This window comes from Iningainema tapete BLCC-T55 (assembly GCF_014698965.1).
Lineage (GTDB): Bacteria > Cyanobacteriota > Cyanobacteriia > Cyanobacteriales > Nostocaceae > Iningainema > Iningainema tapete.
In genome coordinates this window covers 23,929-37,317 of the sequence record NZ_JACXAE010000071.1, presented here as the reverse complement: position 1 = coordinate 37,317, position 13,389 = coordinate 23,929, and the positions used below count along the sequence as shown (strand labels likewise).

The window sequence follows — 13,389 nt, the reverse complement described above, 5'->3', positions numbered from 1 at the left end:
TAGACTAGCAAATCTCGTGCTCTTGTGTGGGTTGTGAACAGGTTTGCAATTAGTTTATAATTAGCTTCTTATGATTACGTTATTCTTGTATCATAAGATACAGATTTTCTGAACTACAGTTTGATTTTTCCCAATATTTACTATCTATTTTGACACTATGGAAAAAAATGGTCACATTCGCACCTTATCTGTAGATATTGGTGGCAGTGGCGTTAAAGTGATGGTGTTGGATCGTAACGGTAATCCTTTAACACAAAAAGCGAGAACAGAAACACCTCAACCTGCTAAACCAGATGCTGTGATTGATGCAATTGTAGCCTTAGCCGCAACACAAGGTGATTTTCACCGTGTTTCGGTAGGATTTCCTGGTGTAGTGCGCAGTGGTGTAACTCAAACAGCAGTGAATTTAGATCCTGAATGGGTAGGATTTGATTTAGCAACAGCATTATCACAACGCTTAAACACACTTGTGCGCGTAATTAATGATGCCGATATGCAAGGGTTAGGGGCAATTTCAGGCATTGGCGTGGAATTGGTAATTACTTTAGGCACAGGCTTTGGTTCCGCTTTGTTTGTTAATGGTAAACTCGTGCCTAATTTAGAAATGGGGCATCATCAATTTCGCAAAGAAGAAACTTACGAACAACAACTTGGGCGTGCAGCCTTAGAAAAGGTTGGGGAGAAAAAATGGAACCGCCGTTTATCCAAAGCAGTTGCCTCTTTACAACATCTTTTTAATTATGATTTTCTTTATATCGGTGGTGGTGAAGCAGAGAACGTGAACATCGAACTGCCGCTCAATGTGAAGATTATTTCCAATATTACTGGTTTGTTAGGTGGGATTGCACTTTGGCGAGATTAGAATCAGTGTTAATAATAGAAAACTTATTTCTGTATCCAAATTTACAATATTTCCTTCTACCCTCTGCCCTCTGGTCAAAAATCTTCTAGTTATATAAAAATATGGGCAGTTTTTGATACCTTGTGCTGGTATTGGCTATTGTGTTATAAACAAAAGTAGCATAATAAGGAAAATACGGATAAGAATTCAAAAAAAACGTTTATATCATAGACCGTAAAGCTCTATATATAAATCGATCAGGAATTCCGGAAACAGGGGGCAATGTCAGAAAACCTATATAAGCAGTGACCAAGTGACCAGCCAATGACTCACCAAATGATCGGTATTGTATTACAAGGACGTTACCAAATCGTCCAAAGCCTGGGAGCAGGGGTGTTTGGACAAACATACATTGCCGTAGATATCGAAAGCCCAAACAACCCCAAATGTGTCGTTAAACAGCTTAAGGTTACCAGTACTCATTCTAGTTACTTGGAAACCCTAAGATTGCGTTTCCTTACAGAAACCGAAACGCTCAAACATCTCGGACATCATGAACAAATTCCTCAACTTATCTCCTGTTTTGAAGAAAATGAACGCTTCTACTTAGTACAAGAGTTCATAGAAGGACATTCACTAACTGCGGAGTTGCCCATTAATCAAAGTTTTAATTATCTCTGGAGTGAAGGCGAAGTTGTCGAATTTTTACAAGATGTCTTGGGTGTGCTTGAATTTGTTCACGCTCAAGGAGTGATTCATTGTGATGTTAAGCCGGAAAATTTAATTAGACGTGCTTATGATGGCAAATTAGTTCTGATTGATTTTGGCTCCATCCAACCTGTGGATTTTGGTTTAGATTCAGTACTACCTATTTATAGAATCCCTGTTACCTCTTTGGGATATATACCACCAGAACAATTTATTGGTCAAACAAAGCCTAACAGTGATATATATGCTGTGGGAATGATTGCTATTCAAGCACTTACAGGGCTATCACCGCTGCAATTAAAAGTAGATCCTCATACCAATGAGATTATCTGGCGTTTTAACAATATACCAATCAGCGATTATTTAGCAGCGATCCTCAGCCAAATGGTTCGTTACAATTCTAAAGATCGCTATCAGTCGGTAAGTGATGTACTGCAGGCTCTTGCGCAAATGCAATTGGAAAGCCAAGCGCAGACTGTAGAAGCACATTACACTTTATTACAATCTGGAGAAGAAGGTCAGCAAAAAGAGTTAACAAATATTAATTCGGGAGAAACCTCCACATCATCACCTTTACTTACAGGGATGAAAGTAGGTTTGGCAGCTAATTCTTTGCTGTTGGGATTTGGAGTGTATTCTCTAGTTAATAGTTCTCCAGCATATTCAGAAACAGAAACAGCAACTTTATATAAAGCAACAGAAGAATATCAAGCTGGGGATTTAGAAAAAGCGATCGCTCTGGCTAAATCAATTCCCACCACAAGTGATATTTATCCTGAAGCGCAAGCAACAATTGACGAATGGCAGAATCAGTGGCAAACTGCAGCGGAAAAATACAAAGTAACTGAACAAGCTTTTAATGAGGGTAAATGGTTAGATGTACTGCGCCTTAGTCCTCAAGTTCCTGATATTTTGTACTGGCAATTAAAAACAGATAAACTGGTTGAGCAAGCACATACTTATGTAGAAGCACAATCAAAAGAGCTATTAGCTAAAGCTTACACAAAAGCAGCAGCAAGAGATTTTAGTGGTGCATTAAACTATCTCAACCAAATTCCGAAAGAAACAGATGCTGGAAGCAAAGTACAGCAAAAGATGACTGAATACAGTCACAAGCGCCAAGTTAGAGCATCTTATTTTTTACAAAAAGCCTATAATCAAGCAGCAGAACACGATTTTGATGGTGCTGTCAAATTTCTTCAACAAGTTCCCAAAGATAGTGCCGTATATGCTACAGCTCAAGCTAAGCTGGTTGAGTATGGTGAAAAGCAACGTTTACAAGCAGAAGGTAAAGCAATAGCGAAGCGATCAACTGTTGCCACTCTAGAAATGGTAGAACCATTTATAAGTAATAGTCCCCCTAAAGGTGTTCCATCGTTTGCACCTGTTAATCAATTGGAAGAGGTGAATATTAGATAGATTCTCGACATAATTGTACACACGCGCCCGGAACGCATAATTGTAGAGACGCCCCGGTAGGGCGTCTCTACGGTTTTAATTGTTGCACACCCAATAAACTCTGTGCTTGATTGTGGGCGTTGATTGCTTGTTGGTAATCTGGTTTAAGTTTAATAGCTTTGTCGTATGATGCGATCGCATCTTGGTACTGCTTCAAATTAAACAAAGCATTTCCTCTGCTGTACCAACTTTCATAGTGGTCTGGTTTGTAGCGAACTGCTCTATTATATGAGACTATTGCTTCTTGGTACTTATTTAAATTAAATAGCGCATTACCCTTATTATACCATACTTGATAATCATTGCGTTTAATTGCCGTGGCTTTATCATAAGATGCAACTGCTTCTTCATATCTTTGCATTTGGTGTAGCGACCAGCCCCGGCTATACCATGCCTTATAATTATTAGGATTGTATTTAATTACTTGATTAAAAGACTCTATTGCTTCTGGATATCGTTGCAAGTTAATCAGTACATTACCTCTGGAAAACCAGACTTGATAGTATTCAGGTTTATATTGTACCACTTTATCATAAGCATTAAATGCATCTTGATAGCGTTGTAATTTAACTAATGAATTACCTATATTGTACCAAGCTTTATCATAATCTGGTTTGAATTCAACAGCTTTATTGTAAGCCGATATTGCCTCATCGTAACGTTGAGAATTTTGTAATACTCTACCCTTATTGTACCAAGCTTCATAATAGTCTGGCTTTAATTCAATTGCTTTATCAAAAGATTTAATTGCTAGCTCGTACTCTGTTAAATTACTGAAAGCCTCTCCCTTAGCATTCCAGAGTTCTGGGTTTTTATTTTCTTTTTGTAAAGCTTTATCAAAGGAAGCTATTGCTTCTTGGTAACGCTGTAACTTATTTAAAACAAAACCACGTCCGCTCCAAGCTTCTGTATATAGTGGGTTAATTTGAATTGCTTTGTCGTAGGCAGAGAGCGCTTCTTTATATGTTTTTAATGCCAACAGTGTTTTAGCTTGACCACTCCAAGCTGGAGCATAATCAGGTCTAATTTCAACTGCTTTTTCATAGGAGGATAAAGCATCTTTATAGCGTTGCAACTCATAAAGCGTATTTGCTTGCTTGTATAATTCTCCTGCATTAGCAGAATTGATAACATTAAAAATATATATAGAAGTAGCTATGCCTATGCCTAAAATAAAAGTACCTATAATAGATTTTATGACTAAACCTTTGGGTAAATTAGTAATTTTCTGGGGAGGATTGGGTGGAACAGGAACATTTAAAGGAATTGTGTGCAAGTTAGGGTTTTGCAACTCTTTGAGTGCTTGCAATGCAGCTGCTGCCGAAGGGTAGCGTTGACGAAAGTCATAACGTACCATCTTGTCTAAAATCTTGGCAAAATCCTCGTTGACTGTATGATCCTTTAACCAGATAATTTCATTAGTCTCAGCATCTTTTTCTAATTGGTGAGGTGATAAACCAGTCAGAGCTTGGATGCCAAGTATCCCTACAGCATAAACATCACTGCTAAATTTTGGATCTCCTTGAGCTTGTTCACTGGGAATATATCCAGGAGTACCAATTGCCACCGTAAATTTAGTTTGTCCACCGGGAATAACCACCTGAGTGGTAATTTGTTTGACAGCGCCAAAGTCAATTAGAACTAATTTACCATCAAGATTACGTCTGAGCAAATTTTGCGGATTAACATCGCGGTGAATTACTTTGCGCTGATGAACAAACTGTAAGATTTCCAGGATTTCTTGTAACAAAGGAATTACTTGGTCTTGATCCATCTGTTTTTCTGGTGTAAATTCTTGACTAAGATCGTGACCAGAGATAAACTCCTGTACTAAGTAGAATTCTTCATTATCCTCAAAGTAAGCTAAAAGTTGGGGGATGCGATCGTGAGTACCTAATTGATATAGAACTTGAGCTTCCGTATCAAATAAACGTCTAGCAGTTTGCAACGTAACGGGATCAGTAGCTTGTGGTTTCAGTTTTTTCACAACACATTGAGGAGAACCAGGCAATTGAGTATCACAAGCAACATAGGTTTCGCCAAATCCCCCTCCTCCCAAGTTGCTAATAATTTGGTATCTTCCAACAAGTATGTTTCCTAGCATCTGGTTTACCTAGTTGATTGCTTCCCTTTCTCTTTCCAATCTTGCCACACGCTTAACTTAGCTCTTTTAACTCCTGTCTCCTGACTTCTGACTCCTGACTTCTGTCTCCTATCTCCTGACTCCCAATGATTCCTCTTCGTGATAACATTCTTAATTACAGAAAGCCAATAGTTATTTACTGGCTGATTGGCATAAATATTGCTTTGTTTTTATGGGAACTAAAACTAGATGTAAGTGGCGAACTAGGTAATGTAGTCACGAGTTGGGGTGTAATTCCGTCGCTTTTTGGTGCAGCCGTGAGAGATACACTGAGCGGAAACCCAGCAGCAGGGCTAGTTGTGGTAGTACGTTCGACTTCTTTACTCGTGGGAATGTTCCTGCATAGTAGTTTTAGCCAAATTGTGGGGAACTTGATATTTTTGTGGGTTTTTGGCAAATCTGTCGAAAGCCTGCTTGGGCATGGTAAATTCTTAGTGTTTTACTTAGCTTCTGGCATTTTGACAGGTTTAGTCCAAATTCTCGTGGAACCTAGTTTGACAGTACCGCTAATTGGGGCGAATGGGGCGATCGCATCTATTTTAGGGGCATACATCCTCTTGTTTCCCAAAGCCAGAATTGATACAATCATACCTATCTTAATTATATTTATAACCGTAGAAATACCAGCTTCTTTTTATCTGTTTTGGTGGTTTGTGCAACAGTTATTCTACGGAATTGGCAGTTTGAATATTCCTGGGGGTGTTAACCATGGTGGTATTGGCTATTGGGCGCACAGTGCCGGAATAATTATCGGTGTGGCTTTGATTCGACTATTACATCGACGTTGATGTATAATTGTCATTATCGCTGCGTGCAAACAAAGGCGTTGTATCTGTATAGAATCTGACAGAAGTGACCAAACCTTCTTCGTTGCGATCGGTGAAAGCAACTGCTCTAATAGTAACAGCCTTCCCATCAAGGCGTTGGTAATGATTTAAAGCTTCGAGGACAAAAGAGCGATCACTGCCATAAATGTTCAGCAAGTCGTGTTCCAAACTAGCGAAGGTAGTCCAGTAAGCAGCAAGACCCTGCATAACAACCTGTTTGCCTTGCATTGGAGGATTGTTATTAGATTGTACCGAACAATCCTGCGCAAGAAACTTGCCATATGCCTCAATGTCTAAACTATCCAACGCTTCTAAGTATTTCAGATACCACTCGTAGGTGTGAGGTGAAAGCTGATTGATTCTAAGTTGATCGGTTCTCACCACTTATTCCTCTGACGTTAACATATAGTAAATCTTCAAAATTTACACGCAATAGAGCAACAGCCATGTCAGATATTATCATAGCTGAAACCAGCGTGGCACTGCCCCCAACTCAGTTTGACCTTCCTTGTGATGACAGTATACCAATGGAAACTCAGCGACACAAATTGCAAATGGATATGCTGATTGATAGCAATAATTCAAGAAATTGCTGAACAAGAACGCCAACGTGCTGAACAAGCTATATCTCAACTTAGGCAGGTAGCTCTGAATTTATTGCAGCAAGGAATTACTGTAGAGCAGGTAGCGAGGTTAACAGGTTTAGATATTTCTGAAGTAAAAAAATTACGTAATTAAATTTTCCACTTAAAGTTTAAAAGGTTGGTTGATATGAGTAAACTAGTAATACCAAATTTTCAGAACAAGCAGATGGGGCAAGTAATCGTCACCGTCACTGTCACCAACCGTATTGATCAAGTTTTAGCTGAGCGAGGTTTCATTCCCACCGAGCAAGTTCGTTCCTGCACGTTGAATGATGTTCTGCTTGATACAGGGGCAACCTTACTGTGTTTGCCCACCGCCGTCATAACTCAATTGGGCTTAGTTTTGGGGGGAGAAGCGAATGTGGAGATGACTGCTGGAGTACAGAAGGGACGGATTTTTAGAGATGTTGAGTTGTGTATTGAAAATCGCCGAGGTACTTTTGATTGTCTAGAACTTACAGAAGTGCCGTATGCCCTGTTGGGTGTGACGCCAATGGAAATTTTGGGCTTAGAACCTGATTTAAAAAATCGCAAGTTGCGCATATTACCAATGAACTCGGAGCAAACCTACCTCAGTGTTTTGTGAGTTAAAGAAGGACCCTATGAAATCATCCTTGCACCGGAAGCTGTAGAAGACTTACGCAGTCTCAGGGCAGATGTACGTTCAAAAGTCACAGAAGCGATTGAAAGTTTTTTAAAATACGAGCAAACAAAAGTTAGTAAAAGTAGAATTAAACTTTTACTAGGGATATCTAGACCTCAATATCGCCTTCAAGTCGATGAAATACGAGTTTTTTACGATGTAACTGATGAGGCTGTAGAGATTTTGGCAATTGTGCCAAAATCAGAAGCAGAAACTTGGTTAGCAAAACAAGGAGAATTTGATGAAGGAAGTAGCCCTAGCGGAAATTCAGAGTGATTTATCTTGGTATTTAGAGTTAGCTGAAACAGAAGAAATAATTATTATCAATAATGGTAAACCAATTGGAATTTTAATTGGTTTACAATCAGATGATGATTTGTTTGATTACCGATTAGAAAATGATTCGCGTTTTTTAAAGCGTATTCAGAAATCGCGGCAAAGTTTACGTGAAGGTAAAGGTGTAAAACTAGATGATTTAGATATTTAATATTTACAAAATTAATTGTAGATTGAGTGCAGCTTTCTGAGGAACCCAACATTCTTGCTTTGTTGGTTTCCGCTTTCACCCAACCTACTAGCTACAATAATGAATGAAACCCGTAAAAATACATATAATAATAAATATAAAATGATGCTAAAATTAGCCTGATGATTACCGAAGGCAAATTACCAGGAAGATAATATACTTTCGACTCCCGCACTACCTGTATCATCGGTAGGTCAAAAGACTGCAACTCCCAATTACCAGATGATGAATACTCCGGAGGAATTGAGTTGTATGCCAATACCAATTTCATCTTTCTGAATCTCTAAAAACAATATAAGTTTTTGTTATTAATCGCAGTCTGGCTACTTACCTGTACCTATGCCGCATTTACTTAGCGATCGCCCTTCTGGAAAAACTTTGTGAACTACTGAATTTTACATAAACTTCACAACTCCTCTGTTACTGTTAACCTAGAATTTGCGGCAAGCTTTATGTAATTATATGTAATATACAGGATTTAGATTTCTAAGTAGCTCTGAGTGACAAGGTGTCTACCAAGTTAGCTCAGCGCAAGAAAACTCAACTGAAAATTTCAGTGCTAAATAGTATCTACATAACATCCTTAAATGAATAGTGGACCCCCAGTCAACAAAATCTTGATTTTGGCAGTGAATCCGAAAGGTACAAGCAGACTGCGTTTAGACGAAGAGTTGCGCGAAATAAAGAATGGGTTAAGACAATCAAAAGGACCAGACAAATTTGAAATTGAATTGGCAGCAGCAGTGCGCTATAGAGATATTCATCGAGAAATCATGTACTCCCAGCCACAGATTGTCCATTTTTCTGGACATGGCGCTCAGGAAAAAGGCTTAGTATTTGAGGATGAAACAGGCAAGGAGAAGCTAGTAGATGCAGAGGCACTAGCTGGATTGTTTGAGTTGTTTGCAGAACATGTAAAGTGTGTATTACTCAATGCTTGTTATTCAGAAATTCAAGCTCAGGCGATCGCGCAACATATTGATTACGTCATCGGCATGAGCAAAGAAATAGGTGATGAGGCAGCAATTGAATTTGCCATTGGTTTTTACGATGCTTTGGGAGCGGGAAAATCTGTTGAATATGCCCACAAACTAGGCTGTAGAGTTATCCGAGTCGCAGGTATTCCAGAGTCTTTAACTCCAAAACTGCTGAGCAAAAACCAGTTGTGGAGGGAAAACGCAAATACAACTGCTCCATTTTCTGCCGATATTGTTGCCGATCCTCAATTTAGTAGTAGCACATCTAATATCAAGCAGGAAACCTCAACTCAAGTAAATTACACGCAGCCGCAAGATTTATTAACATCTGACAACTCGAAACAAGCAAATATAGAGAATATGGAAGTTTTCTTATCTTACTCTCCAAATGATGAACCACTGCGAAAGGAACTAGAAAAGTCTTTAAGTACTTTGGAGTCACAAGGTACTATTCAAATTTGGTATGAAAGTAAAATTACCCCTGGGAGAACGAAGAAGGTTGAGATTGATCTGCATCTGAAGTCAGCCCGTATAATTCTCCTACTTATTAGTCGATATTTTCTTTCTTCGGTTGACCACCTTAACCTTGCTAAGCGAGCAATGGAAAGACGAGAATGCGAAGGAACTCTCGTTATTCCTGTACTTCTCAGTTCAGTTGCTGGTTGGCAAACCTTCAAGCTTGGTAAGTTCGAGCTTGGAGACCTCCAGCCTTTACCTAAGATCAGTAAATTTTTTTTCTTGTTCAGTCTGAGAAATGCCTAGTTCCCGACGAGCAAGAATGTAACCTGCTAAACAGGAGCGGAGGTTACTAATTGCGGGTTTACCCAGATACATGAAAGGTCTTTTCTTAATCTTCTGAATCAGTTCGTAAAAGTTACTCATGTTCCTCCTATTTAGAAATCAATTTCTGTGATTTGGAAATCTCCACCTATGTCTTTTATAGGGCAGTAGAGATTATTTATCCAATCTACTCTTAAGACTCCTTGAGGATGAATATTATCAAACACCAGTTCTTTGCCTTCTATTTCAAGCACAATTGCTTCATGGTGACCATTGGTTGAGATATTTTGGTTGAGAATTTCGTGGTAGATGTTACAAAAAGGGTCTTCTGTACTTCCCGTAAACAGTTTAATCTGTTTACCACAAATTCCTTGCTCGATCAGGAATCTTTTGATGGCTTCGGCACATTCAACCCATTCAAAGATTTGAAAACTATTAGCAATGCTAGCGATTTGTTGGCAAAGTTCTAAATCATACACATCCTTATTTATACCATAAGTCAGCGCGATCGCCCCAACCCTTCTCAGATTAATTAACTGGGCTGCGCTCGTACTCCCTCCAAAACTAACTGAGTGTGTAGGCTCTTTAACGATTTGCACGTTCCACTTGGTCATGGCTGAAAAAAGCGACGTTGGAAACCAAAAAGAGCTTGCGGGTATGTTGAGACTATTGCTATATCATGGAAAAAACTAGCAAGCTATATAAATATGGGCATTACACTAACGCCAGAACAACAGAAAATAATCCAAAATTTGCTTGCCACTGGCAATTTTAATAGCGTCGGCGAAGTAATTCAAGCCGCATTGAGCCTTCTAGAACAAGAGAGACTTTCTTATCAAGTGTGGGTTGACGAAACTCGCGCCAAGATTGATGAAGGGATAGTATCACTTGAGCGTGGTGAAGGAATTGATGGAGAAACTTTTGTGAATCAACTTTTGGCAGATTTACAGCAAGTTAAAAAGTCTCACAAATGAGTCAGTATATTATTTCGCTACCGGCATCGCGTGATTTAAGAGCGATCGCTGACTACTTTGCAGTAGAAAATGTTGAAGCTGGGGAGCATTTATTGCAAGAATTTAACCAAAAGTGCAAACAACTTGCTAGTTTTCCCAAAATGGGACGTCAATACGAAGCCTTGCGTTCTGGCTTACGAGGAGTTCCGCTAGATGGTTACATCATTTTCTATCAAATTATTGATGATGGAATCGAAATTGTGAGAGTCGTTAGTGGCAGACGTAACTTGAAATCCTTATTTGGAAGTGTTGAATAATAGTAATTATTAACACTTGTATTTTGATATTTTTGAATACCAGAATAGAGGTGGGCATTGCCCACCCTACTACATATTATTCCATCATTTGTGCTGTTTTGACCTTATCTAACTTGAGAATTAATACTCCTAAAGGTGGTAGACACAAATCAAGTGAATAGGGACGATTTTGGCAAGACCAATTATCTGTCCACTTACCGCCTAAGTTACCCATGTTGCTACCGCCATACTGACGCGCATCGCTGTTGAACAACTCAGTGTAAAATCCTGGTTCTGGTACACCAATACGATAGTGAGAATGAGGTTGAGGTGTGAAGTTGCAAACTGCGACAATGAAATCATCAGAATCTTTGTCGCGACGGATGAACGAAACTACACTATGGCGGTTGTCGCTACAATCTATCCACTCAAACCCTTCCCTAGCAAAATCCTGAGTGTATAAAGCAGGTTCACTGCGGTAGAGATGGTTTAAATCTTTGAAAAACTCTTTGAGCTGTGCATGTGGTTCGTGCTGTAATAAATGCCACTCCAAATCACCCCATACATTCCACTCACTCCACTGTCCAAACTCCATGCTCATGAACATGGTTTTCTTACCTGGGTGAGCGAACATGTAGGTAAACAAACAACGCACATTGGCAAGCTTTTGCCATCTATCCCCAGGCATTTTACCAATGATATTACTCTTCCCATGCACTACTTCATCATGGGATAAAGCCAACATGAAGTTTTCACTGTGGTTGTACCACATACTAAACGTGATGTTATTTTGATGGAACTGGCGGAACCAAGGATCCATGCTGAAGTAGTCAAGCATGTCGTGCATCCAGCCCATGTTCCACTTTAAGTTAAAACCTAGTCCTCCAGTATAAGTAGGCCAAGATACCATCGGCCATGAGGTGGATTCTTCGGCGATCGAGACTACACCGGGGAAATAACTGAAGATAGTATGATTTACCTGACGAAGAAAATCTGCTGCTTCTAAGTTTTCTCTACTCCCGTATTGGTTAGGCAGCCATTCTCCGTCTTTGCGGCAATAGTCAAGATAGAGCATTGAAGCTACAGCATCAACGCGAATACCGTCAATGTGGTACTTGTCAAACCAGAAGAGGGCATTTGCTACGAGGAAATTTCTGACTTCGTTACGTGAGTAGTTAAATACAAGAGTTCCCCATTCTTTGTGTTCGCCCTTGCGGGGATCCGCATGTTCATATAAATGAGTGCCATCAAAGAATGCTAATCCATGCCCATCTTTGGGAAAATGACCTGGAACCCAATCGACAATTACACCAATTCCATTTTGGTGACATTGATCAACGAAATACATAAAGTCCTCTGGACTACCATAACGAGAGGTGGGAGCGTAGTAACCAGTGACTTGATAACCCCACGATCCATCAAAGGGATGTTCGGCTATGGGTAGTAGTTCAATGTGAGTGTATCCTAAGTCTTTTACGTAGGGAATGAGCCGATTTGCTAGTTCCCGATAAGTGAGGAAGCGTGCGCCTGGATTGAGTTCGGAAACAGTTACTACTGGTTCTGTTTCACCGTTAGGTAATCTTGGTGGTTCTGCACTAGCAGCGTGTAACCAGGAACCTACATGTAGTTCATAGACGGAAATGGGTTGAGTGAGGGGATCGACGTGACGCCGTGCTTCTAACCAATCTTCGTCAGTCCAAGTGTAAGTACTTAAATCGGTGACAATAGATGCTGTTTTCGGACGCGGTTCCTGCTGAAAACCGTAAGGATCGGATTTTTCGTAAATGTGTCCGTCAAAGTTTTTAATTTCGTATTTGTAATGCTCTCCTACACCGAGTTCAGGAATAAATAATTCCCATACTCCAGTAAGTCCCTTACGCATTTGGTGTTTGCGCCCATCCCAGTGGTTAAAATCTCCTAGTACTGATACGTTACGCGCATTAGGTGCCCAAACGGCAAAGTAAACGCCTTGCACTCCGCCTATTTCAGTAGGGTGCGCCCCTAATTTTTCATAAATTCGGTGGTGATTACCTTCGGCAAACAGGTGTAAATCAAATTCTGTTAAGTGAGGAGAACGAAATGCGTAAGGATCGTAAACGACTCGCTCATGCTCTCCTTCTTTAATCCGTAATTGGTAGTTTGCCAACTCTTTTGTTTCGATCGCGCATTCAAAGAAATGAGGATCGTGTACCGTTTGCATTGGGTATTCTTTCCTTTCTTCCGGAATGACTACCCATACTGCACTCGCATTTGGTAGGTAAGCTCTTACCGCCCAGACGTTTTTGCCGTTTTGTTCTACGAGATGAGATCCCAATACTTCAAAGGGATCGTGATGCTGATTCCAAATGATGCGGTTAACCTGCTCAGGGGCAATCGTGGTTATAGACATGGAGCTACCTACGTTGAATAAACTGAGTAAGTAAATTTGCTTTTTTATTAACTGCTATATATATTCTTTACAATTATTTGTAAAGTTTGTCGCTAATTTCATCTTACCTAAGAGTAAAACCTTGGGAAAGCTAGGTAAACTCATATTGGTTTTGATAGTTACTACCGCTAGTTGACAATTAGCAAATTATATAATATATACGGC

14 protein-coding genes are annotated in these 13,389 nt (G+C 39.7%); 10 read left to right on the top strand and 4 right to left on the bottom strand.

Features of this window, described 5'->3' with window-relative positions; genetic code table 11:
• Positions 1-157: 157 nt before the first annotated feature.
• Both ICL16_RS20765 and ICL16_RS20760 read left to right on the top strand, forming a co-directional pair.
• Positions 158-862, top strand: coding sequence for an ROK family protein (locus ICL16_RS20765; protein ID WP_190831476.1), 705 nt, complete (start codon positions 158-160; stop codon positions 860-862).
• A gap of 303 nt (positions 863-1,165) precedes the next feature.
• On the top strand, positions 1,166-2,968 hold the full coding sequence (locus ICL16_RS20760) for a serine/threonine-protein kinase (RefSeq protein ID WP_190831473.1): 1,803 nt from the start codon (positions 1,166-1,168) through the stop codon (positions 2,966-2,968).
• 67 nt (positions 2,969-3,035) lie between these two features.
• Here ICL16_RS20760 and ICL16_RS20755 read toward each other — a convergent pair whose 3' ends face one another.
• On the bottom strand, positions 3,036-5,111 hold the full coding sequence (locus tag ICL16_RS20755; RefSeq protein WP_190831471.1) for a serine/threonine-protein kinase: 2,076 nt from the start codon (positions 5,109-5,111) through the stop codon (positions 3,036-3,038).
• Between the two features lie 125 nt (positions 5,112-5,236).
• On the opposite strand from ICL16_RS20755, the gene ICL16_RS20750 reads away from it, so the two are divergent.
• The gene (locus ICL16_RS20750) at positions 5,237-5,938 is read left to right on the top strand and encodes a rhomboid family intramembrane serine protease (protein ID WP_190831469.1); all 702 of its coding nucleotides are present in this window, start codon (positions 5,237-5,239) and stop codon (positions 5,936-5,938) included.
• On the opposite strand, the gene ICL16_RS20745 is transcribed toward ICL16_RS20750, so the two are convergent.
• Entirely contained in the window at positions 5,924-6,358 is a 435-nt protein-coding gene (locus ICL16_RS20745) for a nuclear transport factor 2 family protein (protein WP_190831466.1), read from the bottom strand. The two genes, ICL16_RS20750 and ICL16_RS20745, sit on opposite strands and share 15 nt — an antisense overlap.
• Before the next feature lie 186 nt (positions 6,359-6,544).
• On the opposite strand from ICL16_RS20745, the gene ICL16_RS44880 reads away from it, so the two are divergent.
• The 5 genes from ICL16_RS44880 (at position 6,545) to ICL16_RS20720 (ending at position 9,529) form a co-directional block, all read left to right on the top strand.
• Positions 6,545-6,715: a hypothetical protein gene (locus ICL16_RS44880; protein WP_202895645.1), complete on the top strand. Its 171-nt coding sequence runs from the start codon at positions 6,545-6,547 to the stop codon at positions 6,713-6,715.
• A gap of 33 nt (positions 6,716-6,748) precedes the next feature.
• Complete coding sequence (locus ICL16_RS20735; protein WP_190831464.1) at positions 6,749-7,207, top strand: aspartyl protease; 459 nt, start codon at positions 6,749-6,751, stop codon at positions 7,205-7,207.
• A gap of 21 nt (positions 7,208-7,228) precedes the next feature.
• Complete coding sequence (locus ICL16_RS20730) at positions 7,229-7,540, top strand: type II toxin-antitoxin system RelE/ParE family toxin (protein WP_190831610.1); 312 nt, start codon at positions 7,229-7,231, stop codon at positions 7,538-7,540.
• On the top strand, positions 7,506-7,751 hold the full coding sequence (locus ICL16_RS20725; protein WP_190831462.1) for a type II toxin-antitoxin system Phd/YefM family antitoxin: 246 nt from the start codon (positions 7,506-7,508) through the stop codon (positions 7,749-7,751). Before ICL16_RS20730 ends, ICL16_RS20725 begins: the two co-directional genes overlap by 35 nt.
• Positions 7,752-8,377: 626 nt before the next feature.
• Positions 8,378-9,529, top strand: a complete 1,152-nt coding sequence (locus ICL16_RS20720) for a CHAT domain-containing protein (protein WP_190831453.1) — start codon at positions 8,378-8,380, stop codon at positions 9,527-9,529.
• Between the two features lie 131 nt (positions 9,530-9,660).
• Here ICL16_RS20720 and ICL16_RS20715 read toward each other — a convergent pair whose 3' ends face one another.
• The gene (locus ICL16_RS20715) at positions 9,661-10,161 is read right to left on the bottom strand and encodes a papain fold toxin domain-containing protein (RefSeq protein ID WP_190831450.1); all 501 of its coding nucleotides are present in this window, start codon (positions 10,159-10,161) and stop codon (positions 9,661-9,663) included.
• Between the two features lie 93 nt (positions 10,162-10,254).
• Between ICL16_RS20715 and ICL16_RS20710 the strand changes: the two genes are divergently transcribed.
• Together ICL16_RS20710 and ICL16_RS20705 are read left to right on the top strand one after the other, a co-directional pair.
• Positions 10,255-10,521 carry a ribbon-helix-helix domain-containing protein gene (locus tag ICL16_RS20710; RefSeq protein WP_190831448.1) on the top strand — a complete coding sequence of 89 codons (267 nt, stop codon included), beginning with the start codon at positions 10,255-10,257 and terminating at the stop codon, positions 10,519-10,521.
• The gene (locus ICL16_RS20705; RefSeq protein ID WP_190831444.1) at positions 10,518-10,817 is read left to right on the top strand and encodes a type II toxin-antitoxin system RelE/ParE family toxin; all 300 of its coding nucleotides are present in this window, start codon (positions 10,518-10,520) and stop codon (positions 10,815-10,817) included. Before ICL16_RS20710 ends, ICL16_RS20705 begins: the two co-directional genes overlap by 4 nt.
• Before the next feature lie 76 nt (positions 10,818-10,893).
• On the opposite strand, the gene glgB is transcribed toward ICL16_RS20705, so the two are convergent.
• Positions 10,894-13,185, bottom strand: a complete 2,292-nt coding sequence (glgB, locus tag ICL16_RS20700) for a 1,4-alpha-glucan branching enzyme (RefSeq protein WP_202895644.1) — start codon at positions 13,183-13,185, stop codon at positions 10,894-10,896.
• Positions 13,186-13,389: the final 204 nt, after the last annotated feature.

Excerpts from the sequence above, each read along its gene's own strand:
- ICL16_RS20760 (WP_190831473.1), top strand. The coding sequence starts at position 1,166 with ATGACTCACCAAATGATCGGTATTGTATTACAAGGACGTTACCAAATC.
- ICL16_RS20705 (WP_190831444.1), top strand. The coding sequence starts at position 10,518 with ATGAGTCAGTATATTATTTCGCTACCGGCATCGCGTGATTTAAGAGCG.
- ICL16_RS20755 (WP_190831471.1), bottom strand. The coding sequence starts at position 5,111 with ATGCTAGGAAACATACTTGTTGGAAGATACCAAATTATTAGCAACTTG.
- ICL16_RS20710 (WP_190831448.1), top strand. The coding sequence starts at position 10,255 with ATGGGCATTACACTAACGCCAGAACAACAGAAAATAATCCAAAATTTG.
- ICL16_RS20735 (WP_190831464.1), top strand. The coding sequence starts at position 6,749 with ATGAGTAAACTAGTAATACCAAATTTTCAGAACAAGCAGATGGGGCAA.
- ICL16_RS20715 (WP_190831450.1), bottom strand. The coding sequence starts at position 10,161 with ATGACCAAGTGGAACGTGCAAATCGTTAAAGAGCCTACACACTCAGTT.
- ICL16_RS20720 (WP_190831453.1), top strand. The coding sequence starts at position 8,378 with ATGAATAGTGGACCCCCAGTCAACAAAATCTTGATTTTGGCAGTGAAT.
- ICL16_RS20750 (WP_190831469.1), top strand. The coding sequence starts at position 5,237 with ATGATTCCTCTTCGTGATAACATTCTTAATTACAGAAAGCCAATAGTT.
- ICL16_RS20765 (WP_190831476.1), top strand. The coding sequence starts at position 158 with ATGGAAAAAAATGGTCACATTCGCACCTTATCTGTAGATATTGGTGGC.
- glgB (WP_202895644.1), bottom strand. The coding sequence starts at position 13,185 with ATGTCTATAACCACGATTGCCCCTGAGCAGGTTAACCGCATCATTTGG.
- ICL16_RS20725 (WP_190831462.1), top strand. The coding sequence starts at position 7,506 with ATGAAGGAAGTAGCCCTAGCGGAAATTCAGAGTGATTTATCTTGGTAT.